Source organism: Arthrobacter sp. S2(2024), assembly GCF_036662515.1.
Taxonomy (GTDB): domain Bacteria; phylum Actinomycetota; class Actinomycetes; order Actinomycetales; family Micrococcaceae; genus Arthrobacter.
This window is the reverse complement of the sequence record NZ_JAYKZI010000003.1, coordinates 128,933-155,557: the sequence shown is the minus strand read 5'-3', so window position 1 is coordinate 155,557 and position 26,625 is coordinate 128,933. Positions and strand designations below refer to the sequence as shown.

The window sequence follows — 26,625 nt, the reverse complement described above, 5'->3', positions numbered from 1 at the left end:
TTAGGCACTTGGCGCTCAGTAGTTCTGTACTGACGCGCCGTTCACAACGTTGGTCACGTCCACGTAGACGTCGTCACCGTCGAGGGTGACGGCGAAGACGGGGACGGGGTCATAGGCAGGGAGCTGCAAGGGCTGTCCGGTGCGGAGATCGAACTGGGAGCCGTGGCCCCAGCATTCGATCGCGCAGCCTTCGATTTCACCCTCGGCGAGCGAAATGTCCGCATGCGAGCAGGTGTCGCCGATGGCGTGGATCTCCCCCATCGAGTCCTTGACGATGGCTACGGGGTAGTCATCGATCAGGATGCGCAGCGCCTGCTTGACCTGGATCTCGTTGGCGTTGCATACCAGTTCGCCTTGTGGCTGATCGCTCATAGTCTGTTTTCCCTGCTTGGCTTGAATTAGTTGTCGCTCGCGGCGAGCTCACGCTCAACAGCTTCGGTGAGGCGCTCTTCGAGTGCCGGTACCTTGATCTGCTGGATGATCTCGTTGAGGAAGCCACGGACCACCAAACGGCGGGCGACGTCTTCCGGAATGCCGCGTGCCATCAGGTAGAACAGGTGCTCATCGTCGAAGCGGCCGGTGGCGCTGGCGTGGCCGGCACCCTCGATCAGACCGGTCTCGATTTCCAGGTTCGGCACCGAGTCGGCGCGTGCACCGTCAGTGAGGACCAGGTTGCGGTTGGCCTCGTAGGTGTCGGTGCCTTCTGCTTCCTTGCGGATCAGGACGTCGCCGACCCACACCGTGTGCGCGTTGCGGCCTTGCAGGGCGCCCTTGTAGAGGACGTTGGACTTGCAGTTGGCCACGGCGTGGTCAACAAACAAGCGCTGCTCGAGGTGCTGGCCGGCGTCGGCGAAGTACAGGCCGAACATCTCGGCTTCCGCGCCCGGCGCCGTGAAGCGCGTGGACGGAGTCATGCGCACGACGTCGCCGCCGAGGCTGACCACGATGTGCTTGAACTTGGCGTCCCGGCCCAGCTTGGCCTGCTGCGAAGAGGCGTGAACGGCGTCGTCGTTCCATTCCTGGAGCGAGATGACCGTCAGGTCGGCACCGTCTTCGACGAGGATTTCGACGTTCTCCGAAACGATCGCGCTGCCCTGGTGGTCCAGGACGATCCGGGACTTGGAGAAGCGCCCTGCCACGATCACGATGTGCTGGGCGGAAGCTTCAGTGGAGGTGCCGGTCAGCAGGACGGACACTTCGCCGTCGAGCTGGAGCTCCGCGGGCACCGTAATGACGGTGGCCTCGGTGAAGTTCTCCCAAGCGTTGGCGGACACGCGGTCCTCCGGGATGGCTGCGGAGCCGATGCGGACGTCGTCCCGCCCCACGGTCTCGACGACGACGCCTTCCGGGGCGGTCACGGCGACCGACGGTGCCGAACCGGAGAGGACCTCGTTGTGTAGGCCGCGAAGCCGCTTGAGCGGGGTGAAGCGCCAGTCTTCTTCCAGTCCGGTGAGGGGCTTGAAGTCGGCCAGCTTGTACGAGGTCAGTCGACCTGCGCGCGAACTGTCCGGAATTCCAACGCCGCCGCCGTGGGAGTGGCTCTTGGCCGAGGCGCCCGCAAGCGGTCCGGCCGAAGGAGCCTGTTCCGAGGTCTTTTCCGAGGTGGAAGAGGTGTTCGTGCCGGTGTTGACAGGCGAGAGGTTCTCGCCTTCTTCGGTGAAGCCGTCAATAAATGGCTGTGCCGAGGGCGCGCCGATGCGGGCCTTTTCAGTAGTGATTTCAGTCATTGCTAACCGACGGATCCTTCCATCTGCAGTTCAATCAGGCGGTTGAGTTCAAGGGCGTATTCCATGGGCAACTCACGGGCAATCGGCTCAATGAAGCCGCGCACGATCATGGCCATGGCCTCGTCCTCGGGCATACCGCGTGACATCAGATAGAAGAGCTGCTCCTCACTGACTCGGGAAACGGTGGCCTCATGACCCATCACCACGTCATCCTCGCGGATGTCGATGTAGGGATAGGTGTCGGAACGGGAAATGGTGTCTACCAGCAAGGCGTCGCAACGCACCGTGTTGGCGGAGTGCTTGGCGCCTTCGCGGACCTGGACCAGGCCTCGGTAGGCTGCACGGCCGCCGCCGCGGGCAACGGACTTGGAAATGATGGAGCTCTTGGTGTTCGGCGCGATGTGGACCATCTTCGAGCCGGTGTCCTGGTGCTGGCCTTCGCCGGCGAAGGCGATGGACAGGGTCTCACCCTTGGCGTGCTCGCCGACCAGGTAGACAGCCGGGTACTTCATGGTCACCTTGGAGCCGATGTTGCCATCGATCCATTCCATGGTGGCGCCTTCTTCGCAGATGGCGCGCTTGGTGACCAGGTTGTACACGTTGGTGGACCAGTTCTGGATGGTCGTGTAACGGACGCGGGCGCCCTTCTTCACGATGATTTCCACCACTGCCGAGTGCAGCGAGTCCGAAGTGTAGATCGGAGCGGTGCAGCCTTCGATGTAGTGGACGTAGGAGTCTTCGTCCGCGATGATCAGGGTGCGCTCGAACTGGCCCATGTTCTCGGTGTTGATACGGAAGTAGGCCTGCAGCGGGATGTCCACGTGGACGCCCTTGGGGACGTACACGAAGGAACCGCCGGACCATACGGCCGTGTTCAGCGAAGCGAACTTGTTGTCGCCCACCGGAATGATGGTGCCGAAGTATTCCTGGAAGATCTCCGGGTGCTCACGCAGCGCGGTGTCGGTGTCCAGGAAGATGACTCCCTGCTTTTCCAGGTCCTCGCGGATCTGGTGGTACACGACCTCGGACTCGTACTGCGCGGCCACGCCGGACACGAGGCGGCTGCGCTCGGCTTCCGGGATGCCCAGCTTCTCGTAGGTGTTGCGGATGTCCTCGGGGAGGTCTTCCCACGTGGCAGCCTGCTTTTCCGTGGAGCGCACGAAGTACTTGATGTTGTCGAAGTCGATGCCGGAGAGGTCTGCACCCCAGGTGGGCATGGGCTTGCGGTCGAAGTACTTCAAGCCCTTCAGGCGGAGATCCAGCATCCATTGCGGCTCGTTCTTCTTGGCCGAAATGTCGCGGACTACCTCTTCGTTGAGACCACGGCGTGCGTTGGCGCCGACGTCGTTCTTGTCAGCCCATCCGTACTCGTAGTTGCCAATACCGTGCAGCTCGGGATTCTTCTCCAGAATCTCCGAGATCACAGCACCGTCAGCTAGCGCTTTCTCTGCTGTTCCTTCAGCTAATTGACCCGTCATCACGGCCTTTCTTACTGATTGTTGGATTCGACATGGGGCGTGGCCCGCAGCTTCGGAAACCCGAGGGCTTCCTTGGCGGCCGGCCTGCCGGTTGGAATGTGGGTGGTGCAGACATGTCCGCCCTGCGCGAGGGTGGAAAGCCTGCGGACGTCGACACCGACCAAACGGGAAAACAATTCGGTCTCGGTGTCGCAAAAAACGGGAAATTCCGCGGCGAGCTGCTGGATGGGGCAATGGCCTTGGCACAGCTGGACGCTCGAGAGGGAAGCGGGCAACGGCGCCTTGGTCTCAATAGACGCAGCGGACGCGACATATCCGTCCCTGCTCAGCGCCTTGGACAGTGCCACAGCGCGGGCCGCAATGTCGGAACCCGCCAGGTCCACTTCGGGTGCGTAGCGCTCTTCCATTTCGGCGAAGCGCTCCACCGCATAGTCCCTGACAGCTTCCTCGCCTGCGAGGTCCCGGAGCTTCCGCAACGCGGAACTGGCAATGTTCAGGTAGTCATCCCCGAGCTTCGACTGCCCTTGTGAGCTGAGGACATAGCGACGGGCCGGCCGGCCTGCGCCGGCACCCGCCTTCGCGACGCGTTTTACCTCAATGACCCCGGCGCGCTGGAGGTGATCCAGGTGACGGCGGACGGCTGCGGGGGTGAAACCCAGCATGTCGCCGAGTTCAGCCGCGCTGACGGGGCCGTGCTCCAACACCGCGTTGAGTACACGGTCGCGGGTGCGGTCTTCCGCGTCAGCCGCGCCAGCAGCTGTGCCACCGGGCACAGGCATGACCGCGCTATGCCCTGCGGGCACGGAAACAGAACTCCTCATGGAATACACAACACAATCATGTCGTAATTTAGTCCGGGCATCCAGTAAGGCAAGGCTGGCCTGCGGCACCTTGCCCGCCGCACCCCTACTACTTCACGTAGAATACTCTGGTGCGATCCCCCGAATCCCCTGTCCTCACCATCGATGGACTCATCAAGGACGTTGGCCCGCTGGCTTCCCTTGACGGCAAGATGCTCCGGGTAGTCAGCGGCCTGTCAATGTTCGCAGAGCGCGGCCAGATCACTGCCTTGCTGGGTGCCAATGGTGCGGGCAAGACGACAACGCTCGAATGCGCGCAAGGCCTTCAAAAACGTACCGGCGGCCGCATCGCGCTCCTTGGCGAAGACCCCGACACGGCCGGCGCGAACCTTCGTTCGCGCGTCGGCGTGATGCTGCAGGACGGCGGCCTCCCGCCGTCGGCCCGGCCCATCCCCTTGCTTCGGCACATTGCGGGCATGTACCAAAACCCGCTGCCCCTGGATGGACTCGTGGAGCGCTTGGGCATCGACACTTTCAGCCGCACCGGAGTCCGCCGCCTGTCGGGCGGCCAGAAGCAACGGCTCTCGCTTGCGGCCGCCTTGATCGGCAACCCCGAAGTCCTGTTCCTGGACGAGCCCAGCGCGGGCCTCGATCCCCAGTCCCGCCAGATCGTCTTCGAGCTCATCGCCGAACTGCGGGATGCCGGCATGGGCATCATCCTCACCACACACCTCATGGATGACGCCCAGAGGCTTGCCGACTACGTCTACATCATCGACGCCGGTCACAACGTCGCAGAGGGCACCGTCGCCGACTTGTTGAGCCACGGCCACGAGGCCATGGACGGCGTGACCGAACGCACCCTGTTCTTCGATGCCCCGGCCGGACTCGACATAGCCGCGGCCATCGGCGACGAACTCACCATCACGGAAAGCCGGGCAGGCAGCTACGCGATCGCAGGCACGCTGACTCCGCAACATCTGGCCAAACTCACGGCCTGGTGGGCCGAAAAGGGCATTATGCCGGCGTCCCTCCGCTTGGAGGCGCGCAGCTTGGAAGACGTATTCCTGGACATTTCCGGAAGGGACATCCGATGACCACTGCGATCCCCGTGCGCAGCACACCCCACGCCGGACCCGCACCTTTGATGCGAAGGATCCTGCTGCAGGGGCGCTACGAAACCTTGACCATGATCCGGAACGGCGAGCAGCTGATCCTGGCTGTGATCATGCCCTTGCTGGCCTTGGTGGGACTCGCCGTCACACCGCTGCTCGATGGCTTGGGCGCCAGCCGCGTGGACATCGCGACGCCGGGCGTCCTCGCATTGTGCGCCATGTCCACGGCATTCACGGGCCAAGGCATCGCCACGGGCTTCGACCGGCGCTACGGCGTGCTCCGCTTCCTCTCGACCACTCCCTTGGGCCGGACCGGCCTCATCGCCGGCAAGATCATCGCCGTCTTGGCCGTCCTGGTCCTCCAGGTCCTGGTGATCGGCGCCGTGGCCGGGTTGCTGGGCTGGCATCCGCGTCCCGAAGGCTGGCTTCCGGGCCTGGTGCTTTTGGTTCTCGGCGCTGCCGCCTTCACCGCGCTCGGGCTTCTGGTTGCCGGTACAGTGCGGCCGGAGGCAACCCTCGCCATCACGAACCTGCTCTGGATTCTGCTGGGCGCCCTCGGCGGAATCGTGGTTCCTGCCGAGCGTTTGCCGGAACTGGCACAGAACATTGTGCATTTCCTGCCCTCGGGAGCCCTGGGGCAGTCGCTCAGGGACGCTTTCCTCCATGGCAGCGTCTCCCTGCCCTACGTTCTTGTGCTGTTGCTGTGGACCATCGTTCCTGGCGCGGCCGCCGTCCGCTGGTTCAAATGGAACTGAGCGTCCCGTTGTGGAACCAAAACGTCAGCGTGAATTGAGTACCGAGAATTGAGAAAACTGTGAGCACGGCTTCCCGCCTCCCGAAGTCCATCCAGCAGTTGACCGCCAAGCTCCCCACGGAGGTCAACAGCACCGTCCGCAGGCTGGCGATGTTGTCGCTGATCGGCCAGGTGGTCCTGGTGGTCACCGGCGGCGCGGTCCGGCTGACATCCTCCGGGCTCGGCTGCCCCACGTGGCCGCGCTGCACCAGCGGTTCCCTGGTGAACACGCCGGAGATGGGCATCCACGGCTTCATCGAATTCGGCAACCGCATGTTGACGTTCGCCCTGGCCGCCGTCGCCGTCCTGATGCTGGTGTACTTGTGGAACCTCCGTAAGGAACGCCGCGACCTTTTCCTCCTCGCCGTGGGCCTGCTCGCGAGCATTCCGGCCCAGGCCATCATCGGCGGCATCACCGTGCTGTCGAATCTGAACCCCTGGGTTGTCGGCCTGCACTTCCTGGTTTCGATGGCCCTGGTTGTCTTCTCCACGCTCCTGGTCAACCGCGCCTACGGACGGACCGGCCGCTTCATGAAGCTGACGTTGGCGCCGATTCCGGGCGCCATGAGCCCCGTCATGACCGCCGTCGCGTTCTTCTCGGCAGTCGCTGTGTGCCTCGGCGTGGTGGTGACCGGTGCCGGACCCCACGCAGGCGACGCGAACGCGCCGCGCAACGATCTCGATTGGGACCTCTTCTCGCATATCCACGCAGTGCCCGCGTACCTCGTCACGGCGGGAGCCGTCTTCGCCGTCTACTTCGTCCTGCGCAAGGGCATCACCGGCTTGTTCCGCACAGCTGCCCTGCTGCTGCTCGCCGTGACGGTCCTGCAGGCGGTCATTGGCTTTGCCCAGTACTACAACGGCATCCCCGCCCTCCTGGTAGGCGCGCACATGTTGGGCGCCGCCCTGCTCATGAGTGCCGCCACGAACGCGGCGGATGTGGCCCGGTTCAGCCCGAAGCTCTAGCCCCTGGCGGCTGATGGCCCCTGCGAAAGCCAAAGGAAAGACCCTCTTTCACGTCATGCGACGTGAAAGAGGGTCTTTCGTTTTCGCGCTATCAGTGAGCGGGCGTTTTGGAAAACGGCCCCATAGGTGAGCGGGCGTTTGGGGGTGACGGGGATGTAGAGGGCGAGTGTGACGGGCCGTCAGGCGCCGATGATCGGGGAACCGATGAACGGGTCCACCGCGAGGGCAATGAAGAGGAGCGTCAGGTAGCTGATGGAGCCGTGGAAGACCTTCATGGCTCCCTTGTTCGAGACGTCCCCGCCCTGTGCCCGGTTGTAGAGGGCGTGTGATTCATACAGGAACCAGGCGCCCGCGAGGACGGCGGCGATGGTGTACACCCAGCCGGCGCGGCCCACGGGCACCAAAAGCAGCGAACACGCAACCATGGCCCAGGCGTAGAGAACCACCTGCACGGAAACCACCTTGGCGCCTGCGATGGCACCCAGCATGGGGACGTTGGCGTTGCGGTAGTCCTCGCCGTACCGCATGGACAGCGGCCAGTAGTGCGGAGGAGTCCACAGGAAGATCACCATGAAGAGCACGACGGCGGGCCACTCCACAGTGTTGGTCACGGCGGCCCAGGCGATCAGCACCGGGAAGCAGCCGGCCGCGCCGCCCCACACGATGTTCTGTGCAGTGCGGCGCTTGAGGATCATCGTGTAGATGACAACGTAGAAAACAATCGCACCAAGGCCGAGCCACGCCGACAGCGGATTGGCCCCGAACCACAGGATGGCGATGGAGGCAGCTCCAAGGATCCATGCGAAGACGAGTGCTTCGCGAGGGGTGACTTCGCCCGTCACGAGGGGCCGCTTTTCGGTGCGGTGCATCAGCTTGTCGATGTCGCGGTCGATGTAGCAGTTGAAGACCCCTGCGCTGCCCGCTGCGAAGGCGCCGCCCACCAACGTGGCGAGGATCAAGCCGATCGAGGGGAAGCCCCGTTGCGCGAAGATCATGGTGGGCAGGGTGCTGACCAGCAGCAATTCGATCACGCGGGGTTTGGTCAGTGCCAGATACGCCTTGAACTTACGGGACATTCCGCGCTTCCCCACAGCCGGGGAAGCATTGAGGGGCGTATCTGTTGTGCTCACGTTGGCAGTCACTCTGTTCTTTGCTGGTGTTGTCAAGGCGGGTTTCCCGCGGTGGCGGCACCCCGGTTCGGCCTCCAGATATCATACCGTGGCCTGTCCGACGCCATGGCACCCGGAACTTTCCTTTGTTTCCGAAAGTTCACCGGCGCTTTGCCGCTGCCGTGATTCATAAAACGGAATATGCGTCCATTTTTTGAGATTCCCACCATTCGGGGTGGCGAACCGGGCTAAGCTGTCTGCAGATCAGCTCACGCAGGTTTCCGAGAAAGCGTATTCTCAGATTTGCATGTCTGGATGATAGATCAACGTTTCAATGGTGAACGGCTGGTAGGAACTTCGCAGCGGGCGCCATCCTGTGCCCGAGGCTTGCCATGTGCCGTCACCAGCCGTCAGCACAGAGAGGGGCTCGGTTTACGTGCCACATTTGGAAGAGCAAGAACTGACTTGGACAAGCCTGGACCAGCGCGCCGTGGACACCGTCCGCGTTTTGGCCGCTGACGCCGTCGAGAAGGTCGGCAACGGTCACCCCGGTACGGCCATGAGCCTTGCGCCGGCCGCCTACCTGCTGTTCCAGAAGCTGATGCGCCACGACCCGAAGCACCCGGACTGGATCGGCCGCGACCGGTTCATCCTGTCCCCCGGACACACATCGCTGACCCTGTACATCCAGCTGTTCCTTTCCGGCTACGGCCTGGAGCTGAAGGACCTCGAGGCTCTGCGCACCTGGGGCTCGCTGACCCCCGGCCACCCGGAATACAAGCACACCGCCGGCGTCGAGATCACCACCGGCCCGCTGGGCCAGGGCCTGGCCTCCTCGGTGGGCTTCGCCTACTCGCAGCGCCGCCAACGCGGCCTGTTCGACGCCGATGCTCCCGCCGGCGAGAGCCCGTTCGACCACACCATCTGGGTCATTGCCTCCGACGGCGATCTCCAGGAAGGCGTCACCTCGGAAGCTTCTTCCCTGGCCGGCCACCAGGAACTGGGCAACCTCGTGGTGATCTACGACGAGAACCACATCTCCATCGAAGACGACACCGACGTGGCCTTCACCGAAGACGTCCTCAAGCGCTACGAGGCCTACGGCTGGCACACCCAGCGCGTGGACTGGACGAAGACCGGCGAATACGTCGAAGACGTCCAGGAGCTCTACGGTGCCCTGCTCGCCGCCAAGGCCGAGACCGGCAAGCCGTCCATCATCTCGCTGCGCACCATCATCGGCTACCCGGCTCCCAAGAAGCAGAACACCGGCAAGATCCACGGTTCCGCCCTCGGTGCCGAAGAAGTCGCAGCATTGAAGGAAGTCCTGGGCTTCGATCCCGAGCGTTCCTTCCAGGTTGACGAGGACGTCCTGGCGCACGCCCGTGCAGTCGTCGAGCGCGGCGCAGCCGAGCGCAGCGAATGGCAGGCATCCTTCGAGGCGTGGCAGACCGCCAACCCCGAGGGCGCGGCACTGCTTGAGCGCATCGAGGCCAAGAAGCTCCCCGTCGAGCTCGACGCCGCACTGCCGGTGTTCGAAGCAGGCAAGGAAGTTTCCACCCGCGCCGCTTCCGGCAAGGTCCTGAACGCGATCGGCCCGGTCCTTCCGGAACTGTGGGGCGGCTCAGCCGACCTCGCCGAGTCCAACAACACCACCATCGAGGGTTCGCCGTCGTTCATCCCGGCCTCGCGCTCCACCGGCGCGTGGAAGGGCAACCCGTACGGCCGGGTGTTGCACTTCGGTATCCGCGAGCACGCTGCCGCGTCGATCGTGAACGGCATCTCGCTGCACGGCCGGACCCGGGCGTTCTCCGGCACGTTCCTGATCTTCAGTGACTACCAGCGTCCCGCGATCCGCCTTGGCGCGCTCATGGGCGTCCCGTCGCTGTACGTCTGGACCCACGACTCGATCGGCCTGGGCGAAGACGGCCCAACCCACCAGCCGGTGGAGCAGCTGTCCACCCTCCGCGCCATTCCGGGCCTGGACGTTGTCCGTCCCGGCGACGCCAACGAGGTTGCCGCGGCATGGAAGACCATGCTTGAGAACCACGAGAACCCGGCAGGCATCGTGCTGACCCGCCAGAACATCCCGACCTACGCACGCGGCGAAGGCCTTGCCGAGGGTGACACCTTCGGCTCCACCGCCGGGGTCGCCAAGGGCGGCTACGTCCTGGCAGAGGCTTCAAAGGACGGCGCTACGGTCCCGGCCGAGGTCATCCTGATCGGCACCGGTTCCGAGGTCCAGCTCGCGGTGAACGCCCGCGAAGCGCTCCAGGCCGAAGGCATCGCCACGCGCGTCGTCTCCATGCCGTGCGTCGAGTGGTTCAACAAGCAGGACTCCGCGTACCGCGAGTCCGTGCTCCCCGCCGCCGTCAAGGCCCGCGTCTCGGTCGAAGCCGGCCTGGCACTGGGCTGGAAGGAATTCGTCGGCGACGCCGGACGCTCCATCAGCCTCGAGCACTTCGGCGCCTCGGCAGACTACAAGCGCCTCTTCAAGGAGTTCGGCATCACGGCAGAAGCAGTCGCCGCCGCCGCAAAGGACTCCCTCGCGGGTCTCAATAGCTGAAAAAGCGTTTGAGACGAATCCGACAGCAACGAACAGATTTCCAAGGAGATTAAAGAAATGACTACGACTCCCACCCAGCAGCTTTCCGACGCCGGCGTGTCCATCTGGCTTGACGACCTCTCCCGCGAACGCCTTTCCAGCGGCAGCCTGCAGAAGCTCATCGAAGAGAAGAACGTAGTTGGTGTCACCACCAACCCGTCCATCTTCCACGCCGCCATCACCGCCGGCAGCGACTACGACGCCGTGATTGCCGAAGAGGCCGCCAAGGGCGCAACCGTTGAAGAGACTGTCTTCGAGATCACCACCACCGACGTCGCCGATGCCTGCGACCTCTTCGCCCCGGTCGCGGCAGCGAGCAACGGCGTGGACGGCCGCGTCTCCATCGAGGTGGACCCCCGCCTGGCGTGGGACACCGAAGGCACCATCGCCGAGGCCAAGCACCTGTACAAGAAGGTCAACAAGGACAACGTCCACATCAAGATCCCGGCAACCCTCGAAGGCCTCGCCGCCATCACGGCAACCCTGGCCGAGGGCATCAGCGTCAACGTAACCCTGATCTTCTCCCTGGAGCGCTACCGCGCCGTCATCAACGCTTTCCAGTCCGGCCTGGAGCTGGCCAAGGAAAACGGCCACGACCTCTCCAAGATCCACTCCGTGGCGTCCTTCTTCGTCTCCCGCGTGGACACCGAGATCGACAAGCGCCTCAACGCCATCGGCACCGATGAGGCCAAGGCCCTCAAGGGCAAGGCAGGCGTCGCCAACGCCCGCCTCGCCTACCAGGTCTACGAAGAGCTGTTCTCCACCGAGCGTTGGGCAGTCCTGGCCGAAGCAGGCGCGCTCCCCCAGCGCCCGCTGTGGGCCTCCACCGGCGTCAAGGACCCGGCGTACCCGGACACCCTGTACGTGACCGAACTGGTCGCGGCCGGCGTCGTCAACACCATGCCGGAAAAGACCCTCGACGCCACGTTCGACCACGGCGTCGTCACGGGTGACACCATCTCCGGCACCTACGAAGAAGCAAACAACGTCCTCAACGCACTCGAGGGCCTGGGCATCTCCTACAACGACGTCGTCGCAATCCTCGAATCCGAGGGCCTGGACAAGTTCGTCGCCAGCTGGAAGGAACTTCTGGCCGACGTCGAAGGTGCCCTCGCCTCTGCACGGAAGGCTTCCTAACCCACATGAGCACTCTCAGCTACGACGCCAGCGGTGCTGCGCAGCAGGCCATCGAGCAACACATCCCGGCACTTGTCGAAGACCGGATTGCCACCAGGATTTTCGCCAAGGACCACACTCTGTGGGGTCCGGATGCCGAATCCGAATCCGCCATCCGTCTCGGATGGGTGGAAGCGGCAACCGTTTCCCAGCCCTTGGTCGAAGGGATCCTGGAACTCCGGGATGCCCTCCGGGCCGAAGGCGTCTCCCGCATTGTCCTGTGTGGCATGGGCGGCTCTTCGCTTGCCCCCGAGGTCATTGCCGGCACTGCTGGCGTCGAGCTGACCGTGCTGGACAGCACAGACCCCGAACAAGTCGGTGCTGCCCTCGCGGACCGCCTGGCCGAGACCGCCATCGTGGTCTCGTCCAAGTCAGGCTCCACTGTCGAAACCGACTCGCAGCGACGGGCATTCGAGCAGGCCTTCACCGAGGCCGGGATCGACGCCAAGAGCCGCATCGTCATCGTGACCGATCCGGGTTCCCCGCTGGACAAGGCCTCCCGTGAAGCCGGCTACCGTGCCGTCTTCAACGCCGACCCGAACGTCGGCGGCCGCTTTTCGGCGCTGACGGCTTTCGGCCTGGTCCCCAGCGGCCTCGCGGGAGTCGACATCCAGGCATTCCTGGACGAGGCCGAGGAAGCTGCGGAAATCCTCAACGAAGACTCACCCGAGAACATCGGGCTCCGGCTCGGTGCCGCCCTGGGCGGAACCACCCCGCTGCGCAACAAGATCGTCATCGTCGAAGACGGTTCCGGAATCGTCGGCTTCGCGGACTGGGCCGAACAGCTCATCGCCGAATCCACGGGCAAGCTCGGCACGGGGGTCCTGCCGGTTGTTGCAGGTCCTTCCGCACCCGAGGTCAGCAGCGGTGCGGAAGACGTCCTGGTGATCCGCCTCGTCGGTGCGGAATCCGACGTCGAACTCGGCGAAAACGAAGCCGCCATCGCCGGTGGCCTCGCCACCCAGATGTTCGTCTGGGAATTCGCCACCTCGGTCGCCGGCCGCCTGCTGGGCATCAACCCCTTTGACCAGCCCGACGTCGAGGCAGCCAAGATTGCCGCGCGCGGCCTGTTGGACGCGCGTCCCGAGCCGACGCCGGCGAACTTCGTCGACGGCGCGATCGAGGTCCGCGGAGGTGCGTGGCTCGGCGACGCGGCAACGGCCGCCGATGCCGTCAAGGCGCTCCTCGGCGAACTCGGCACGGACGGCTACCTGAGCGTCCAGGCGTATTTCGACCGGATCGCGTTCGCGCAGCTTGAGGGCATCCGGGACGAACTCGCCGGGGTCAGCGGCCGCCCGGTCACTTTTGGCTGGGGTCCGCGCTTCCTGCACTCCACCGGGCAATTCCACAAGGGCGGACCGGCCATCGGTTCGTTCCTGCAAGTGACCGCTTCCGCGACCGGCGACATCGCCATTCCGGAACGGCCGTTCACCTTCGGCCAGCTGATTGCAGCCCAGGCGGCCGGCGATGCCCAGGTTCTCGAGAACCACGGCCGCCCGGTACTACGTCTGCACCTCACGGACCGCGGAGCCGGCGTTGCCCAGCTCCAGGAAATCGTCGCCGCATTGGCCGGCCAGGCCAGCGCGCTCGAGAGCTAAGGCACAAACCCAAACATGCCAGAAACTGAAATCGGTTACCGGTCCACCGGAAAGGCAAGCCACCGCAATCCCCTTCGGGATCCTCGGGATCGGCGCCTGAACCGCATCGCAGGGCCATCGTCGCTGGTGTTCTTCGGAGTCACCGGCGACCTTGCCCGGAAGAAACTCATGCCGGCGGTCTACGACCTCGCCAACCGCGGGCTGTTGCCGCCGAGCTTCGCGCTCGTCGGCTTCGGCCGGCGGGATTGGAGCAACGAGGACTTCGCGAACGAGGTCAAGGAGAACGTCAAGGCGCACTCCCGCACCCCGTTCGACGACGCCGTCTGGAACCAGCTCTCCGAGGGCATCCGCTTCGTCCAGGGAGAATTCGACGACGACCAGGCGTTCAAGCGCCTCAGCGCCACGCTGGACGAACTGGACGAAACCCGCGGCACCCGCGGCAATCACGGTTTCTACCTGTCCATCCCGCCCAAGGCCTTCGAGCAGGTCTGCCAGCAGCTCTCCAAGCACGGGCTGGCGCAGGCCGGCGACGGGCAGTGGCGCCGCGTGGTCATCGAGAAGCCCTTCGGCCACGACCTGGAGTCCGCGCGCAAGCTCAACGACATCGTGGAGTCCGTCTTCCCGCCGGACGCGGTCTTCCGCATCGACCACTACCTTGGCAAGGAGACGGTCCAGAACATCCTGGCCCTGCGCTTCGCCAACCAGTTGTTCGAGCCTTTGTGGAACGCCAACTATGTTGACCACGTCCAGATCACCATGGCCGAGGACATCGGCACCGGGGGCCGGGCGGGGTATTACGACGGCGTCGGCGCGGCCCGCGACGTCATCCAGAACCACCTGCTGCAGTTGCTGGCCCTGACGGCCATGGAGGAGCCCATTTCCTTCAATGCCGATGACCTGCGTGCCGAGAAGGAAAAGGTCCTCGCTGCTGTCAGGCTTCCCGAGGACCTCTCCACCCATTCGGCCCGCGGCCAGTTCACCGGGGGCTGGCAGGGCGGGGAATTGGTGCAGGGCTACCTCGAGGAAGACGGCATTCCGGCCGATTCCAAGACGGAAACCTACGCGGCCATCCGCCTGGACATCAACACCCGGCGCTGGGCCGGGGCTCCGTTCTACCTGAGGGCCGGCAAGCGTCTTGGCCGCCGCGTCACGGAAATCGCCGTGGTGTTCAAGCGCGCACCCAACCTGCTGTTCCGCGGCCACGGCGAGGACGACTTCGGCCAGAACGCCGTGGTCATCCGGGTCCAGCCCGACGAGGGCGCTACCATCCGCTTCGGGTCCAAGGTTCCCGGCACGCAGATGGAAGTCCGCGACGTGACCATGGACTTCGGCTACGGCCACTCGTTCACGGAGTCCAGCCCCGAGGCGTACGAGCGCCTGATCCTGGACGTGCTGCTGGGCGAGCCCCCGCTCTTCCCCCGGCACCAGGAAGTCGAGGAGTCCTGGAAGATCCTGGACCCCTTCGAGGAATACTGGGCCGGACTCGACGAACAGCCCGAACCCTACGCTCCCGGCAGCTGGGGCCCGGCCTCGGCCGACGAGCTGCTTGCCCGCGACGGACGAACCTGGAGAAGGCCATGATCGTAGATCTTCCCGACACCACCACCTCCAAGATCTCCAAGAAGATCACCTCCCTGCGCGAGCAGGGAGGTGTGATCGCCCTTGGACGCGTCCTGACCCTCGTGGTGGTGACCAAGTCCGGGCTTGAGGAAGAAGCCATCGAGGCAGCCAACGAGGCCAGCCGCGAACACCCGTGCCGCATCATCGTCCTCGCGGACGCAGGCAGCGAAGCGCCGAACCGCCTCGACGCCCAGATCCGCGTGGGTGGCGACGCCGGCGCGTCGGAAGTCATCGTGCTGCGCGGTTACGGTGAACTCGCCAAGGAAAGCGAATCCCTCGTCGCGGCACTGCTGCTCCCGGACGCGCCGATCGTGGCCTGGTGGCCGCACGGAGCACCCGAGAACGCCTGCGAGACATCCATCGGCAGGATCGCGCACCGCCGCATCACGGACTCCGCCAACGAGGCCGACCCCGCAGCAGCGCTGGCCCGGATCCGGAACACGTACCGGGCCGGCGACACCGATCTGGCCTGGACACGCCTGACCAACTGGCGCCTCCAGCTCGCGGCAGCCCTGGACCAGGTAGACGAATCCCCCGTCACGGCCATCGCCGTCGAGGGTGCTTCGGACTCGCCCAGCACGCTGCTGCTGGCCGCCTGGCTCACCCTGTTCCTCGACGCTCCGGTCCAGATTGTTGCCGACCCGGCGGGAACAGGCATACGCAGGGTACGGCTGAGCCGCGCCACAGGCGACGTCCAGCTGGTCCGTCCCGGACTCACCATTGCGGAACTGACCCAGCCGGGCCAGCCCGCGCAGCGGATTTCACTGCCTCGCCGCAGCCTGCGGGACTGCCTCGCCGAAGAACTGCGCCGCCTAGATCCGGACGATGTCTTCGGAGAAGTGATTACTATGGGACTGCCCCGAACCAATAGCAAGGAGTGACCGTCCCAGTGAGCGCTGACCCAAGAGTAAGCATCCATCCCGACTCCGCCGTCCTTATGGCCGCGATCGCAGCACGGCTCATCACCAAGCTGGTGGATGTCCAGGACAAGCACGGAGAAGCCACTGTGGTCCTCACCGGCGGAACCGTGGGCATCGGCACCCTGAAAGCCGTTGCCGATTCGCCCGCGGCGCCGGCCGTTGACTGGTCCCGGGTGAACTTCTGGTGGGGTGACGAGCGCTTCGTCGGCAAGGACAGCACCGACCGCAACACCGTGCAAGCGCGTGAGGCACTGCTCTCCAGCTTGCCAGTGGACCCGGCCCGCGTGCACGAACCGGGATCATCGGATGAGTTCGCCACCGCGGACGAGGCCGCGGCGGACTACGCGGCCCGGCTCAAAGCCGCGGCCGAGGCCGAGCACTCCGCCGACACCTCGGACAACCGTCCCGAGGAGGCAGGCGAGTTGCCCCGCTTCGACATCCTGCTGCTCGGGGTGGGTCCGGATGCGCATATTGCCTCGCTCTTCCCGGAGCAGGCAGGTATCCGCGTGAAGGACCGTACGGTGGTGGGGGTCGAGAACTCCCCCAAGCCACCGCCGTCGAGGATTTCGCTGACCTTGCCCGCCATCAACTCCGCCCAGGAAATCTGGATGGTCGTGGCAGGCGAGGACAAGGCCGGCGCCGTGGGGCTGGCACTTGCCGGGGCCAACCCGGTGCAGGTTCCCGCCTCCGGGCCCAGTGGCCGCTCGAGGACCCTGTGGCTTATCGATGAGAATGCAGCCTCACGCGTCCCCCAGCAGCTCGTCCGAAAGGACCCCGCGGGCGCGTAGCCGCTTGAGCGCTCCGGCCAGGACAATCTCCGCGTCCTGGCTGGAGCGTCTTTCTTTAACGTAGTCCAGGTGGCTCTTGAAGATTTCTTCGTCCGCACGTTCCATGGTGGCTTCGCCCTGTTCGCGGACGGCAACCAGGCCACACTTCGGGCAATCCCACCGGATCGGGATTTGATCTTCCGGGAGTTTAACGAAAACAAGCCGCGTCTCATGTCCCTTGGCGCACCAATAGGGAACACGAATACGCGGCAAGCTTTCGCCGACTACAGAGTCGGGTTGGTTTCTTGGGGCCGATCCAGCTGTTACGCCGGCCCGTGTGCCCCGGAATCCAGAAGTACCATGAACCATCGTCGATCCCCTTGAGAGTTCGGCTGCATGGCTTGAAGGCCATGCAGCCTAGTCTAGTGGGAGGATCCCGGCGACGGCAGTGCTAGGAGTCTCCGCCCGCGGTGAAGCGCATGATGAGGCCAAGTCCAATGATCACGACACCCCAAGTGCAGCCCAAGACGATGGTGAAGCGGTTGAGGTTTCGCTCTGCGACACCTGAAGAACTCAATCCTGAGCTCATGCCACCGCCAAACATATCGGACAACCCGCCGCCACGTCCCTTGTGGAGGAGGATGAGCAGCGTCAGCAGAAGGCTGGTAATGCCCAGCAGAATCTGCAGAATGACTTGAAGAACGTCCACGACGGCCTTTCAGAAGAACGGAAAACGGGAGCGGAACCGGAAACGGACTACGCCGCGCTGAGGTGGCTCTCGAACCTGACAATGTTAGCAAACTCGGCGGGGTCCAGGCTCGCGCCACCCACCAGCAAGCCGTCGACGTCGCTTTCGGCCATGATCGCTGCCGCATTGTTGGCCTTGACCGAACCACCGTAAAGGAGGCGGGTCTTGGCGGCCACAGCATCGTCGAACAAGGATGCGAGCTCTGAACGGATAGCGGCGCACATCTCCTGTGCGTCTTCGGGACCCGCGACTTCGCCAGTACCAATGGCCCAGACAGGCTCGTACGCGACAACCAGTTCGCCGGCCTGGTCTGCGGTGAGGCCTTCGACGCCGGCGCGCAACTGGGCCAGCGTGTGCTCCACATGGGTGCCGGCCTGGCGGACCTCAAGGCCCTCGCCGACACACAGGACCGGCGTAACGTCGTGGCGGAAGGCTGCTTTGACCTTCGCGTTGAGGACCTGGTCGTCCTCGTTGTGGATGGTGCGGCGTTCGCTGTGGCCCACCAGGACATAGGCGCAACCGAGCTTGTTGAGGAACTGGCCGGAGATATCGCCGGTGTACGCTCCGGAGTCGAACTGCGAGAGGTCCTGTCCGCCATAGACGACGTCCAACTCGTCGCCCTGGACGAGGGTCTGCACACCGCGCAGATCGGTAAACGGGGGGAAGACCGACACCTCCACCCGGCTGTAGTCGTGCTTGGCGTCGGAGAGGGTCCAAGCCAGCTTCTGCAGCAGGGTGATGCCCTGGACGTGGTCCATGTTCATCTTCCAGTTGCCGGCAATGAAGGGCTTGCGGATGAAGTTTCCGTTGGCAGAAGTTGTCACGTGTGCTCCAAAGATGCGTTGAGATAGGGAAAGCCGGCGGGGCGCTTGCCTTCAAGGAAGGGCGCCCCGCCGGCCATGTAGCCTTAGCGGTCCAGAACGCTCAGGCCGGGAAGATCCTTGCCTTCAAGGTATTCCAGGCTGGCGCCGCCGCCCGTGGAAATGTGTCCGAACTGGGAGTCCTCAAAGCCGAGGGTCCGGACGGCCGCGGCGGAGTCGCCGCCGCCAACCACGGTGAATGCCGGCGTCTCAGTCAAGGCCTGGGCGATGGCACGGGTGCCGCCGGAGAAGGCTTCGAATTCGAAGACGCCCATGGGGCCGTTCCAGAACACGGTCTGTGCGGCCTTGATCTGCCCGGCGAAAGCCTCCGCGGATACCGGTCCGATGTCCAGGCCAATGCCGGAGGCGCCGAACGCGCTGTCCTCGATCGCGTCAGCGGCGACCACTTCGTGTTCAGCGTCGGCGGCGAAGCGGCTTGCGACCACGACGTCGGTGGGGATGACGAAGGCGGTACCGGCGTCGGAGGCGCGCTTGAGGTAGTCCTGGACCACGGGGATCTGGTCAGCTTCAAGCAGGCTGCCCGCAACCTTGTGACCGGCCGCTGCGAGGAAGGTGAAGAGCATTCCGCCACCGACGAGGATGGTGTCTGCCTTGCCGAGGAGGTTGTCGATCACTGCGAGCTTGTCAGAGACCTTGGAACCGCCGAGGACCACGACGTACGGGCGCTGGGTATCCGTGGTGAGTTTGCGCAGAACCTCCACCTCGGTGTGCACAAGGTCACCCTGGTAGGAAGGAAGCCGGGTGGCGACGTCGTAGACGCTGGCGTGCTTGCGGTGGACAGCGCCGAAGGCGTCATCCACGAAGGCACCGTTGTCGCCGGTGAGCGCCACGAGTTCATCGGCGAAGGCGCCGCGCTCGGCGTCGTCCTTGCTGGTTTCGCGGGCGTCGAAACGGACGTTCTCCAGGACCAGGACGTCTCCATCGTCCAGGGACCCGGCCAGCTCCTTGGCGGACTCACCAACGGTGTCTTCCGCGAGCTGGACCTTGAATGGCGCGAGCTCCGCAAGCCGCGCCACAGCCGGCTTGAGCGAATACTTGGCCTCGGGAGCGCCCTTGGGGCGTCCCAGGTGGGCCGTGACGAGCACGCGGGCACCGGCGTCCGAGAGCTTTTCGATGACCGGGAGGGAGGCCTTGATGCGGCCGTCGTCGGTCACTGTAGAGCCGTCGAGCGGCACATTCAGGTCACTTCTGACAAGAATGTACCGCCCGCGGACACCTTCAGCGATCAGTTCGTTGAGGGTGTGAGATGTCATGTGTCTACCCTAGCCCAGCTTGGATGCGACGAGCTCCGTGAGGTCAACGAGGCGGTTGGAGTAGCCCCATTCGTTGTCATACCAGGAAACAACCTTGACCTGGTTGCCGATGACCTTGGTGAGGCCGGAGTCGAAGATCGAAGAAGAGGGGTCGCCGACGATGTCAGAAGAGACGATCGGGTCTGCCGTGTAGCTGAGGATGCCCTTGAACTGCTCGGTCTCCGAAGCTGCCTTGAGAGCCGCGTTGACTTCCTCAACGGTTACTTCGCGGGAAACCGTGACGGTCAGGTCCGTGGCGGAACCGGTGGGGACCGGGACGCGGATGGCGTAGCCGTCGAGCTTGCCCTTGAGTTCCGGAAGGACGAGGCCGATCGCCTTGGCAGCACCAGTGGAGGTGGGAACCATGTTGATCGCTGCGGCGCGGGCACGGCGGAGATCGCTGTGGGGGCCGTCCTGCAGGTTCTGGTCCGCCGTGTAGGCGTGCACCGTGGTCATGAGGCCGCGTTCGATGCCGAAGGCGTCGTTGACCACCTTGGCCAGCGGGCCGAGGCAGTTGGTGGTGCAGGAAGCGTTGGAAATGATGTGGTGTGCTGCGGGGTCGTAGAGCTCGTGGTTGACGCCCATGACGATGGTGATGTCTTCGTCCGAAGCAGGAGCGGAGATCAGGACCTTCTTGGCACCTGCGTCGATGTGCTTCTGCGCAGCGGCGGCCTTGGTGAAGAAGCCGGTGGACTCGATGACGATGTCGACGCCCAGTTCGGCCCACGGCAGGTTTGCAGGGTCGCGCTCTGCGAGGACCTTGATGATGCTGCCGTCGACAATGAGGTTGCCCTCTTTGACTTCGACGGACTGGGTCAGGCGGCCGCCGACGGAGTCGTACTTCAAAAGGTGGGCAAGTGCCTCGGGACTCGTGAGGTCGTTGACCGCAACAATTTCGAGGTCGGCACCCTGGGCGAGTGCTGCGCGGAAGTAGTTGCGGCCGATGCGGCCAAAGCCGTTGATACCAATACGGGTGGTCACTATTTCAGTCTCCTTGGTGCTCTTGCAAGCACACCTAGTGAGTCGGATCTTGATTCCAACTAACAATTCCCGCACATCATTGGGCAGAAGTGATTATCAGATCGGAGGGCGACCAGCCACATTGCTGAAGGCTAACCGCCTTCCGTGACCCATCTTACGTTTAACTACGTCTGCCCCCGCAACTGCGGGGGCAGACAATCCGGTATTTGGGCGAAATTCACCTGAATGTGAAGTTTGTTACATCCCCGTGTATTCCGCGTCACTCACCGATCCTGGGCGGAGTCCCTAGAGAACGATCAGCCCGGTGGCGTTCGCGCGGGCCGCTTCGAAGCGCTTTGCGACGTCGGCCCAGTTGACGATGTTCCAGAAGGCCTTGACATAGTCGGCCTTGACGTTGACGTAGTCCAGGTAGAAAGCGTGCTCCCACATGTCCAGCATGAGCAGCGGCGTGGTGCCGACTGCGACATTGCCCTGCTGGTCGTAGAGCTGCTCGATGAGGAGGTTGCCGCCGATGGGCTCGTAGGCAAGGAAGCCCCAGCCGGAACCCTGCAGTCCAAGCGCGGCTGCCGAGAACTGGGCACGGAAAGCATCGAAGGAGCCGAAGGCGTCATCGATGGCCGCAGCCAGCTCACCCTCGGGCTTGTCGCCACCGTCCGGGGAGATGTTGTTCCAGAACACGGAGTGGTTGATGTGGCCGCCGGTGTGGAACGCGAGGTCCTTGGAGAGGCGGTTGATGTTGGCGAAGTCGCCCTTGTCGCGCGCCTCGGCCAACTGGGCCAAAGCGTTGTTGGCGCCTGCTACATAGGCGGCGTGGTGCTTGCTGTGGTGCAGCTCCATGATCTTCGCCGAAATGTGCGGCTCAAGTGCTGCGTAGTCGTAGCCGAGCTCGGGCAGTACGTACTCTGTCACGAAATCCTCCAATGTAGTGGACCGGGGTCCGTTTGGTAACTCTCGTTTTGTTCATCCGACCGGCGAACCGGCCGGAAATCTACACCCTGACGATTCTAGGACGGGCGCCCTATTCGTCCATCATTTCGGGGGTCACATTTGCCTCGGTGCCCGGGATCCCCAGGTCGCCGGCCCGCTTGTCCGCCATGGCCAGCAGCCGGCGGATCCTTCCCGCGATGGCGTCCTTGGTCATGGGCGGATCGGCAAGCCGGCCCAATTCATCGAGGCTGGCCTGCTTGTGCGCGACCCGGAGTTCACCCGCGTACTTGAGGTGGTCCGGAACGTCGTCACCCAGGATTTCCAGGGCCCGGTCCACGCGGGCGCCAGCCGCGACGGCGGCCTGGGCCGAACGGCGCAGATTGGCGTCGTCGAAGTTCGCGAGGCGGTTGGCCGTGGCCCGGACTTCCTTCCGCATGCGGCGCTCCTCCCACACCATGAGGGCGTCATGCGCGCCCATCCGGGTGAGCAACGCGGCGATGGTGTCGCCGTCACGGATGACCACGCGATCCACGCCGCGCACTTCCCGGGCCTTGGCCTGGATGCCGAGGCGGCGGGCAGCGCCCACCAGGGCAAGCGCCGATTCCGGCCCGGGGCACGTGACCTCGAGCGAGGAGGACCGGCCGGGTTCGGTGAGGGAACCGTGAGCCAGGAACGCGCCGCGCCACACAGCCTCCGCGTCCGACGCCGAACCGTTGACGACGGCGGACGGCAAGCCGCGCACGGGCCGCCCGCGGCCGTCGAGGAGGCCGGTCTGGCGGGCCAGGGCTTCGCCGTCGCGCACTACGCGGACAACGTAGCGGCTACCCCGACGGAGTCCCCCGCCGGAGACGACGATGATCTCGCTCTGGTGCCCGTAGACTTCGGCGATCGCGGCGCGCAGCCGCCGCGCCGTTGAGGCGAGGTCAACCTCCGCCTCGATCACGATGCGGCCCGAAATGATGTGCAGCCCGCCGGCAAAACGCAGCATGGCCGAAACTTCGGCCTTGCGGACGGACGACTTCTTGATGTCCAGCCGGGAAAGTTCTTCCTTGACCGATGCGGTCAGTGCCATCGCATGTTCCTAACTATTCCCGAAGATATCGTGATACGCCGATGCCAGACGCAGCGGGTCGTGGACTGGACGGCGGCTCGACGCCCCCACTTTACCCAAGACCACCTCCGCACCGATCATCCCGGCAGCGCGTTCGAATTCCTTGAGGTCCGATATCGAGGTGGGATCGGCCAGGACAACGTCCACGCTGAACTCCGGCGCATAGTGGCGCAGGGCATCCAGGTGGTCCGCCGCGGACATCCCGGAGGTTTCCTTGGTGTCCATGGCGAGGTTCATGGTGAGGCAGCGTTTGGCGGGGGTGTCGCACAAGGCCTGGCGCATTTCCGGCAGCAGCAAATGCGGCAACACTGACGTGTACCAGGAGCCGGGACCCAGGATGATCCAGTCCGCAAGCTCGATTGCGGTCAACGCTTCGATGCAGGCGCGTGCGTCTTCCGGAAGGAGCCTGACGTTTTCGAGCGATCCGGCAACGGCGCACTTGGCCTGGCCTTTGACGATCTGGAACTCGTACCCGCCCCCGGGCAGTGGCACCCGGACGTCGCCCTCGATGTTCAGCGGCTGGGTGGACATCGGGAGGACCTGGCCGCGGGCACCCAGAAGGGCGCCTGCCCATTTCAGTCCGGCCACTGCGTCGCCCAGAAGCTCCCAGAGGGTGACAATGAGCAGGTTCCCCATGGCGTGATCGTCCAGGGAGCCTTGGCGTCCGCTTGGAGTCTTGAAGCGATGCTGCATGACGTCCCGCCAGGTGCGGCCCCAATCGGTGTCGTCACACAGTGCGCTCAGCGCCATTCGAAGGTCGCCCGGCGGAAGGACACCGTACTCTTCGCGCAGCCGCCCGGAGGATCCGCCGTCGTCGGCAACGGTGACAATAGCGGTGAGCTCGGAGGTCAAGAGCCGCAACGCCGACAACGACGCGGAAAGCCCGTGTCCGCCGCCGAGTGCCACAACCGAGGGGCCCTTGGCGGGCTGGCTGCCCGGGGTGCCCTTCGGTGGAACCAGCGGCAGGGGTCCGGTCAGGACCCCCATTATTCGCGACCCAGATCGCGGTGGCTTGTGGTGACGGTGACCCGCGGGTATTGCGCGAGCCGTTTGGAGAGTTCGACGGCGACCGCGACCGAACGGTGCTTGCCGCCGGTGCAACCGACGGCAATGGTGGCGTAGTGCTTGTTTTCCGTCCGATAGCCGTCGAGGACGGGCTCCAAGGCGAGGACGTAACGGTCGACGAAGTCCTTCACGCCAGCGGCCCCCAGGACATAGTCGCTGACGTCGGCGTCGAGCCCTGTGTGCGGACGCAATTTCGGAACCCAGTGCGGGTTGGGGATGAAGCGAGCATCCGCCACGAAGTTGGCGTCCACGGGCAGGCCGTATTTGAAGCCGAAGCTCATGACGTTCAAGCGCAGCGCCACAGGGCCCGTGTCGGTGAAGAGTTCGGTGATGGCGGTCGCCAGGCCGTGGACGTTGTACGTGCTCGTGTCCAAGACGACGTCCGCGGATTCTTTTAGCTCTTTCAGGACGTCCCGCTCCGCCGCGATGCCGTCCAGGATCCGGCCACCGCCCTGGAGCGGATGCGGGCGGCGGCCCTGCTCAAACCGCCGCACCAGGACGTTGTCGCTGGCATCGAGGAAGAGGACGCGGAAGGTGATTCCGGTGGCGCTGAGCGCGCCGAGCGCCGTCCTGATATCGGTGAAGAGGCCCTTGCTGCGCACGTCCACGACGACGGCAAGCTTGGGGATGGACTGTGGCGCGTGCGAGACGATTTCCGCCAGCGTCCCCAGCATCTGCGGGGGAAGGTTTTCGACGACGTACCAGCCATGGTCCTCCAGGGCGTCGGAGGCGGTGCTCCGGCCTGCTCCGGACATGCCGGTCACCACCAGCAGTTCCGCTTCGACAGGCTTGACGGGTACCAGACCGTCCTGCTCCGCGCCGGATCCTGCTGTTGGCTCTGACATCAAGTTTCCCCGTTTCTGAGATGGTCCAAAGTTTTTGGGATGGTCCACAAGCGGACCCCTTCAGGAGGGGTCCGCTTATTACCCTAACTAAATTTCAAGGATTTCGCCGGTGGTCATGTTCACGGCAGGAGCGGCCTCCCCGGAGGCACCGGCCGCCGCGAGATGGCTGACGACCGCTTCCGCCAATGCCGGGCCGATCCCCTTCGCGGCCGTGAGCTCGAGGGCCGTTGCCGCCTTGATCTTCTTGAGCGAACCGAAATGCGCCACGAGCGCCTTCCGTTTGGCTTCGCCGAGACCCGGAACGCCGTCAAGCGCCGACACCGTCATGGCCTTTCCACGTTTCTGCCGGTGGAAGGTGATGGCGAAACGGTGGGCTTCGTCGCGGATGCGCTGGAGCAGATAGAGCCCCTGGGAGGTGCGGGGCAGGATCACCGGGAAGTCACTGTCCGGCAACCAGACCTCTTCGAGGCGCTTGGCGAGGCCCACGACGTAGACGTCGTCGATGCCCAGTTCCGCGAGGGCCCGGGCGGCCGCATTCACTTGGGGTTGCCCGCCGTCGACGACGACGAGGTTGGGCGGATAGGCGAATCTCGCCTTGGCACCCGTGAGGGCAGCATCCTCCGACGACGGCGGTTCACCTGTTCCCGGGTGCGGAACTTCTCCGCTCTTGGGAAGCTGGGCGGATTTATCCTGCAAGTAGTGCCTGAAGCGCCTGGTGAGGACGTCGTGCATCGCAGCGGTGTCGTCGCTTGCCGCCGCACCGGTGATGGAGAACTTCCTGTAGTCGGCCTTCTTCGGGAGGCCGTCCTCCACCACCACCATGGACGCAACCACGTTGGTGCCCTGCACATGGGAAATGTCGTAGCACTCGATCCGGAGCAACGGCACGGGAAGCTCGAGCGCTTCCTGCAGTTCCTGGAGCGCCTGGGAACGGACCGTGATATCGCCGGCGCGCCGGACTTTGTGGAGCTTCAGCGCCTGCTCGGCGTTTTCGCGGACGGTGGACATGAGGGCGGCCTTGTCGCCACGCTGCGGCACCCGGATGTCCACCTTGGCACCCCTGAGGCCGCCGAGCCATTCTAGCAGTTCGTGATGGTTGCTCGGAATCTCAGGGACGAGGACTTCGCGCGGAATACGGCCTTGGTTGTCGCTGTCCTCTCCGTAGACCTGCTGCAAGAGGTGTTCGATGAGTTCCGGAGTGGTGGCGTCTTCGACTTTTTCCACGACCCAGCCCCGCTGGCCGCGCACCCGGCCACCCCTGACGTGGAATACCTGCACGGAAGCCTCAAGGTCGTCGTCGTGCAGGGCGAAGACATCCGCGTCGGTGTCTTCGGAGAGCACGACGGCGTTGCGCTCGAACACTTTGCGGAGCGCGATGATGTCGTCCCGGAGCCGGGCCGCCCGCTCGTAGTCCAGCTCGGCGACGGCGGCGCCCATGTCCTTTTCGAGGCGGGTGATGAAGCGTTTGGCTTCGCCACCCATGAACGAGCAGAAGTCTTCGGCGATGGCCCGGTGCTCTTCGGCGGTGACGCGGCCGACGCACGGGGCCGAGCATTTGTCGATGTAGCCGAGCAAGCATGGCCGGCCGCTGGCCTGGGCGCGCTTCAGCACGCCGGGACTGCAGCTGCGGACCGGGAAGACGCGGAGCAAGGTGTCCATTGTTTCGCGGATGGCCCCGGCCGTGTATGGCCCGAAGTAGCGGGTGCCCTTGCGGCGCTCCCCGCGCATGACCTGTACCCGCGGGAGCTTCTCCGCCATGCTCACGGCAAGGTACGGATACGTCTTGTCATCGCGGAAGACCACATTGAAGCGGGGCTTGAATTCCTTGATCCAGGTGTATTCGAGCTGGAGCGACTCAAGCTCGCTGCCCACCATGGTCCATTCGACGCTACTGGCCGCGTGCACCATCGCGTGCGTCTTCGGCAGCAAACCCGCCGGGTTGGCAAAGTACGAGTTCAGCCGGGATCGGAGGTTCTTCGCCTTGCCCACGTAGATGACACGGCCGTGCGGATCCCGGAACCGATAGACGCCGGGGGTGGTGGGGATTTCTCCCGTCTGGGGTCGATAACTCGCTGGATCTGCCACAGATCCAGTCTAGTAAGGG

24 protein-coding genes are annotated in these 26,625 nt (G+C 64.6%); 9 read left to right on the top strand and 15 right to left on the bottom strand.

The genetic code is table 11. From position 1 onward, the window contains the following. Nucleotides 1–15 precede the first annotated feature (15 nt). Genes VLA65_RS07230 through VLA65_RS07215 form a run of 4 tightly spaced genes read right to left on the bottom strand, consistent with a single transcriptional unit; the run spans nucleotide 16 to nucleotide 3,984 of the window. Nucleotides 16–372, bottom strand: a complete 357-nt coding sequence (locus tag VLA65_RS07230; protein WP_059389267.1) for a non-heme iron oxygenase ferredoxin subunit — start codon at nucleotides 370–372, stop codon at nucleotides 16–18. 26 nt (nucleotides 373–398) lie between these two features. Further along, complete coding sequence (gene sufD, locus VLA65_RS07225; RefSeq protein ID WP_306959620.1) at nucleotides 399–1,727, bottom strand: Fe-S cluster assembly protein SufD; 1,329 nt, start codon at nucleotides 1,725–1,727, stop codon at nucleotides 399–401. 2 nt (nucleotides 1,728–1,729) lie between these two features. Then, entirely contained in the window at nucleotides 1,730–3,205 is a 1,476-nt protein-coding gene (sufB, locus tag VLA65_RS07220; RefSeq protein ID WP_284981344.1) for a Fe-S cluster assembly protein SufB, read from the bottom strand. 11 nt (nucleotides 3,206–3,216) lie between these two features. Continuing rightward, nucleotides 3,217–3,984, bottom strand: coding sequence for a helix-turn-helix transcriptional regulator (locus VLA65_RS07215; protein WP_059389270.1), 768 nt, complete (start codon nucleotides 3,982–3,984; stop codon nucleotides 3,217–3,219). A 152-nt stretch (nucleotides 3,985–4,136) separates the two neighbouring features. On the opposite strand from VLA65_RS07215, the gene VLA65_RS07210 reads away from it, so the two are divergent. The 3 genes from VLA65_RS07210 to VLA65_RS07200 are packed head-to-tail and all read left to right on the top strand — an operon-like array spanning nucleotide 4,137 to nucleotide 6,879. Beyond that, on the top strand, nucleotides 4,137–5,102 hold the full coding sequence (locus VLA65_RS07210) for an ABC transporter ATP-binding protein (protein WP_284988214.1): 966 nt from the start codon (nucleotides 4,137–4,139) through the stop codon (nucleotides 5,100–5,102). Next, entirely contained in the window at nucleotides 5,099–5,875 is a 777-nt protein-coding gene (locus VLA65_RS07205) for an ABC transporter permease (protein WP_306959616.1), read from the top strand. Before VLA65_RS07210 ends, VLA65_RS07205 begins: the two co-directional genes overlap by 4 nt. A 59-nt stretch (nucleotides 5,876–5,934) precedes the next feature. Then, nucleotides 5,935–6,879, top strand: a complete 945-nt coding sequence (locus VLA65_RS07200; RefSeq protein ID WP_332602118.1) for a COX15/CtaA family protein — start codon at nucleotides 5,935–5,937, stop codon at nucleotides 6,877–6,879. A 179-nt stretch (nucleotides 6,880–7,058) separates the two neighbouring features. Here VLA65_RS07200 and VLA65_RS07195 read toward each other — a convergent pair whose 3' ends face one another. Next, nucleotides 7,059–8,021, bottom strand: a complete 963-nt coding sequence (locus tag VLA65_RS07195; RefSeq protein WP_307053018.1) for a heme o synthase — start codon at nucleotides 8,019–8,021, stop codon at nucleotides 7,059–7,061. Between the two features lie 403 nt (nucleotides 8,022–8,424). Between VLA65_RS07195 and tkt the strand changes: the two genes are divergently transcribed. Genes tkt through pgl form a run of 6 tightly spaced genes read left to right on the top strand, consistent with a single transcriptional unit; the run spans nucleotide 8,425 to nucleotide 16,692 of the window. Then, nucleotides 8,425–10,551, top strand: coding sequence for a transketolase (tkt, locus tag VLA65_RS07190; RefSeq protein WP_370872085.1), 2,127 nt, complete (start codon nucleotides 8,425–8,427; stop codon nucleotides 10,549–10,551). A gap of 57 nt (nucleotides 10,552–10,608) precedes the next feature. Next, nucleotides 10,609–11,727 (top strand): transaldolase, encoded by a 1,119-nt coding sequence (tal, locus tag VLA65_RS07185; RefSeq protein ID WP_284988216.1) that lies wholly within the window; start codon nucleotides 10,609–10,611, stop codon nucleotides 11,725–11,727. 5 nt (nucleotides 11,728–11,732) lie between these two features. Next, nucleotides 11,733–13,364, top strand: a complete 1,632-nt coding sequence (locus VLA65_RS07180; protein ID WP_332602117.1) for a glucose-6-phosphate isomerase — start codon at nucleotides 11,733–11,735, stop codon at nucleotides 13,362–13,364. Between the two features lie 15 nt (nucleotides 13,365–13,379). Then, nucleotides 13,380–14,945: a glucose-6-phosphate dehydrogenase gene (gene zwf / locus VLA65_RS07175; protein ID WP_059389277.1), complete on the top strand. Its 1,566-nt coding sequence runs from the start codon at nucleotides 13,380–13,382 to the stop codon at nucleotides 14,943–14,945. Then, complete coding sequence (locus VLA65_RS07170; RefSeq protein ID WP_284988218.1) at nucleotides 14,942–15,865, top strand: glucose-6-phosphate dehydrogenase assembly protein OpcA; 924 nt, start codon at nucleotides 14,942–14,944, stop codon at nucleotides 15,863–15,865. Before zwf ends, VLA65_RS07170 begins: the two co-directional genes overlap by 4 nt. Before the next feature lie 8 nt (nucleotides 15,866–15,873). Next, nucleotides 15,874–16,692: a 6-phosphogluconolactonase gene (gene pgl / locus VLA65_RS07165; RefSeq protein ID WP_284988219.1), complete on the top strand. Its 819-nt coding sequence runs from the start codon at nucleotides 15,874–15,876 to the stop codon at nucleotides 16,690–16,692. Here pgl and VLA65_RS07160 read toward each other — a convergent pair. The 10 genes from VLA65_RS07160 to uvrC all read right to left on the bottom strand — a co-directional run bounded on the left by VLA65_RS07160 (nucleotide 16,645) and on the right by uvrC (nucleotide 26,606). Beyond that, entirely contained in the window at nucleotides 16,645–17,040 is a 396-nt protein-coding gene (locus VLA65_RS07160; protein ID WP_284988220.1) for an RNA polymerase-binding protein RbpA, read from the bottom strand. The genes pgl and VLA65_RS07160 overlap by 48 nt on opposite strands. A gap of 82 nt (nucleotides 17,041–17,122) precedes the next feature. Further along, the gene (gene secG / locus VLA65_RS07155) at nucleotides 17,123–17,380 is read right to left on the bottom strand and encodes a preprotein translocase subunit SecG (protein WP_059389278.1); all 258 of its coding nucleotides are present in this window, start codon (nucleotides 17,378–17,380) and stop codon (nucleotides 17,123–17,125) included. Between the two features lie 47 nt (nucleotides 17,381–17,427). Next, a complete protein-coding gene (gene tpiA, locus VLA65_RS07150) occupies nucleotides 17,428–18,243 on the bottom strand; it encodes a triose-phosphate isomerase (RefSeq protein ID WP_059389279.1) in 816 nt (271 codons plus the stop codon). Between the two features lie 83 nt (nucleotides 18,244–18,326). Next, nucleotides 18,327–19,553 carry a phosphoglycerate kinase gene (locus VLA65_RS07145; RefSeq protein ID WP_332602116.1) on the bottom strand — a complete coding sequence of 409 codons (1,227 nt, stop codon included), beginning with the start codon at nucleotides 19,551–19,553 and terminating at the stop codon, nucleotides 18,327–18,329. A gap of 9 nt (nucleotides 19,554–19,562) precedes the next feature. After that, the gene (gap, locus tag VLA65_RS07140; RefSeq protein WP_059389281.1) at nucleotides 19,563–20,573 is read right to left on the bottom strand and encodes a type I glyceraldehyde-3-phosphate dehydrogenase; all 1,011 of its coding nucleotides are present in this window, start codon (nucleotides 20,571–20,573) and stop codon (nucleotides 19,563–19,565) included. 285 nt (nucleotides 20,574–20,858) lie between these two features. Beyond that, nucleotides 20,859–21,482, bottom strand: a complete 624-nt coding sequence (locus tag VLA65_RS07135; RefSeq protein WP_059389282.1) for a superoxide dismutase — start codon at nucleotides 21,480–21,482, stop codon at nucleotides 20,859–20,861. A gap of 109 nt (nucleotides 21,483–21,591) precedes the next feature. Then, complete coding sequence (whiA, locus tag VLA65_RS07130) at nucleotides 21,592–22,572, bottom strand: DNA-binding protein WhiA (RefSeq protein ID WP_133202987.1); 981 nt, start codon at nucleotides 22,570–22,572, stop codon at nucleotides 21,592–21,594. Nucleotides 22,573–22,581: 9 nt separating this feature from the next. Next, nucleotides 22,582–23,598 carry a gluconeogenesis factor YvcK family protein gene (locus tag VLA65_RS07125; RefSeq protein WP_059389284.1) on the bottom strand — a complete coding sequence of 339 codons (1,017 nt, stop codon included), beginning with the start codon at nucleotides 23,596–23,598 and terminating at the stop codon, nucleotides 22,582–22,584. After that, the gene (rapZ, locus tag VLA65_RS07120) at nucleotides 23,598–24,521 is read right to left on the bottom strand and encodes an RNase adapter RapZ (protein WP_284988224.1); all 924 of its coding nucleotides are present in this window, start codon (nucleotides 24,519–24,521) and stop codon (nucleotides 23,598–23,600) included. Before rapZ ends, VLA65_RS07125 begins: the two co-directional genes overlap by 1 nt. A gap of 87 nt (nucleotides 24,522–24,608) precedes the next feature. Beyond that, nucleotides 24,609–26,606, bottom strand: coding sequence for an excinuclease ABC subunit UvrC (gene uvrC, locus VLA65_RS07115; protein WP_332602115.1), 1,998 nt, complete (start codon nucleotides 26,604–26,606; stop codon nucleotides 24,609–24,611). Nucleotides 26,607–26,625: the final 19 nt, after the last annotated feature.

Excerpts from the sequence above, each read along its gene's own strand:
- VLA65_RS07230 (WP_059389267.1), bottom strand. The coding sequence starts at position 372 with ATGAGCGATCAGCCACAAGGCGAACTGGTATGCAACGCCAACGAGATC.
- sufD (WP_306959620.1), bottom strand. The coding sequence starts at position 1,727 with ATGACTGAAATCACTACTGAAAAGGCCCGCATCGGCGCGCCCTCGGCA.
- sufB (WP_284981344.1), bottom strand. The coding sequence starts at position 3,205 with ATGACGGGTCAATTAGCTGAAGGAACAGCAGAGAAAGCGCTAGCTGAC.
- VLA65_RS07215 (WP_059389270.1), bottom strand. The coding sequence starts at position 3,984 with ATGCCTGTGCCCGGTGGCACAGCTGCTGGCGCGGCTGACGCGGAAGAC.
- VLA65_RS07205 (WP_306959616.1), top strand. The coding sequence starts at position 5,099 with ATGACCACTGCGATCCCCGTGCGCAGCACACCCCACGCCGGACCCGCA.
- tal (WP_284988216.1), top strand. The coding sequence starts at position 10,609 with ATGACTACGACTCCCACCCAGCAGCTTTCCGACGCCGGCGTGTCCATC.
- VLA65_RS07180 (WP_332602117.1), top strand. The coding sequence starts at position 11,733 with ATGAGCACTCTCAGCTACGACGCCAGCGGTGCTGCGCAGCAGGCCATC.
- zwf (WP_059389277.1), top strand. The coding sequence starts at position 13,380 with ATGCCAGAAACTGAAATCGGTTACCGGTCCACCGGAAAGGCAAGCCAC.
- VLA65_RS07170 (WP_284988218.1), top strand. The coding sequence starts at position 14,942 with ATGATCGTAGATCTTCCCGACACCACCACCTCCAAGATCTCCAAGAAG.
- VLA65_RS07160 (WP_284988220.1), bottom strand. The coding sequence starts at position 17,040 with ATGGTTCATGGTACTTCTGGATTCCGGGGCACACGGGCCGGCGTAACA.
- VLA65_RS07145 (WP_332602116.1), bottom strand. The coding sequence starts at position 19,553 with ATGACATCTCACACCCTCAACGAACTGATCGCTGAAGGTGTCCGCGGG.
- whiA (WP_133202987.1), bottom strand. The coding sequence starts at position 22,572 with ATGGCACTGACCGCATCGGTCAAGGAAGAACTTTCCCGGCTGGACATC.
- VLA65_RS07125 (WP_059389284.1), bottom strand. The coding sequence starts at position 23,598 with ATGGGGGTCCTGACCGGACCCCTGCCGCTGGTTCCACCGAAGGGCACC.
- rapZ (WP_284988224.1), bottom strand. The coding sequence starts at position 24,521 with ATGTCAGAGCCAACAGCAGGATCCGGCGCGGAGCAGGACGGTCTGGTA.